Source organism: Haloferax sp. Atlit-12N, assembly GCF_003383095.1.
Taxonomy (GTDB): Archaea; Halobacteriota; Halobacteria; order Halobacteriales; family Haloferacaceae; genus Haloferax.
Genome location: NZ_PSYW01000033.1, coordinates 1 through 1,857 on the forward strand (window position 1 = coordinate 1; position 1,857 = coordinate 1,857).

The following is a 1,857-nucleotide window of genomic DNA, read 5'->3' on the forward strand; positions in this document are numbered from 1 at the left end:
TCGATGAGGATGCCGACGTCGCCCTCTTCGATGTTGAGGTAGGGAATACGACTCGCTTCGCCAAACTGGTCCATGATGCGCCGAGCGGCTGTGTCTTGATCTGTCGACATTGTTAGCGGGTTCGGGGCTCGTTTTCGGTCCGCCGGTACGACGGCAGTCCATCGCTGTCATCAGTCGAGTCACGCTGTGCGGCTGCTCGCTGGGCGAGTGCTTGGCCGGCGGCGGCTTTCGGCCCCCAGCGGGCGGCAGTCGTCGCAACGCCAGCACCACCGACATACGCGCCGGCTGCGACGCCGCCGACAAGGGCTGCGCCTCGCGTTGCACCACCAATCACCTTCGCGGTGAGGGGCGTCGCGTACGTGAACGTCTTCCACGTGAGATAGAGCGCGATTAGCGGAAGTGATGTCGCGACAAGATACTTCAGAAATGGGCTGTCTGGCGTGAGAACGCCTTCAGAATAGAGCAAATCGTATCCCTTGAATACGACTGCTGCTGGGAGAGGGAGAACTGCAAGAGGGACAAACCGCTTACAGAAGCCCATAGCGATGTCAGAAAGAACAGGAAGATTACCATAGGCGATAGCAACCGCAACCGGCATTCCGTACACATAGACGAGGACCAACACCTCTCGAATGTAGTAGAGCGCTTCAAGCACCCACATTGAAAGACCACCCACAAATGCGAAAAGTAAGCTGAGACCAGGGTTGGTCACGGTTTCCCGGAGAAAATTGAGCATGACGTCGCCTAGTGAACTCAAACTCGGCAGAAGGGCGATTGTAAACCCATCAACAATGTAGAGACCGAGGGCGCTTACCCAGTACCAACAGATAATAAGACACGCCCCAACCCATGCAGTCTTCTTCGTCCGTCTAGCTTTGTATTCGCTCCCGACATTGAAAATCCGCATCGTGTGTCGCCCCTGAACGCACATCAGCAACAGGAGTAGCGAGATCAGCATAATCTCACCACCGACGAGGGCATCTCGAATGGCCGGCCATGCGCCATTCGTTGGAGTCCCGAAAACGAACACACCATCAGTTTCGGGAGTCGGGGTCCCAAACATCTCTGTAGAAAGTGTCTCGTACCCCTGATTCACGCCCTGCATGAACAGAGACGTCACCCAAGCAACGATCTTCTTGAATCCCTCTAAGGCGATATCAATCAGATCAACCATCCTATGCCTCGCTAATCGTAATCTCGCAGTTGTTGAACTCGTCTGAAGCGGAGTACTGGACTTGGTATGTCTCAGAGATTTTCTTTGCGTCAACTCGCGTTTCTAAAACGACTTCAAATTCTCCCGATTGGGGTTCATTTTTGCACGAGATGCCCTCAGCTCGAATGAACGCGAATGGGGACCGATAGCTGTATAGAGTGAGTTTCTGCCCAGGAGGAACAGTTACTGCAGCTGTTTCATCATCTGCATCTGGGTCGTAGATACCACTCACACCATCGGCATCAGCGTAATTAGTCCCCTCTTCATCGGAGGGATACGGAACGTCTCCGATGAAGAGTAATTTCGTGACTGCGTTTGGCCCCGTTCCACGGTTCTCAACAGTCACAAACGCCTCATCAGTAACTTCGTCACCCGAAGAGTTCCACATCTCCTCTGGCTGATTTCTCCCAATCCCCATCTCGACGATGCTGAGGTCCGGTTGAATCGAAAGTGAACCCTCAGCAACGGTCTCCTCACCATCCAACGCGACGACACGGTACTCACCGGGCTCGTAGGCAGTCCCGATTTCGAATGAAACCTGTCGTGCGCCGGCGGCAAGCCCACGTTTCCCGAACAGTTCCCCATTCGGCTGAATGAGGTTCACCTGTTCGACGGGTGCGTCAGCATCAACCTCAACAACAATA

2 protein-coding genes are annotated in these 1,857 nt (G+C 54.3%); both read right to left on the bottom strand.

From position 1 onward, the window contains the following. Positions 1–112: 112 nt before the first annotated feature. Positions 113–1,174, bottom strand: a complete 1,062-nt coding sequence (locus tag C5B90_RS19795) for a hypothetical protein (RefSeq protein WP_115883623.1) — start codon at positions 1,172–1,174, stop codon at positions 113–115. A gap of 1 nt (position 1,175) precedes the next feature. Next, the gene (locus C5B90_RS19800; protein ID WP_233512150.1) at positions 1,176–1,856 is read right to left on the bottom strand and encodes a hypothetical protein; all 681 of its coding nucleotides are present in this window, start codon (positions 1,854–1,856) and stop codon (positions 1,176–1,178) included. Position 1,857: the final 1 nt, after the last annotated feature.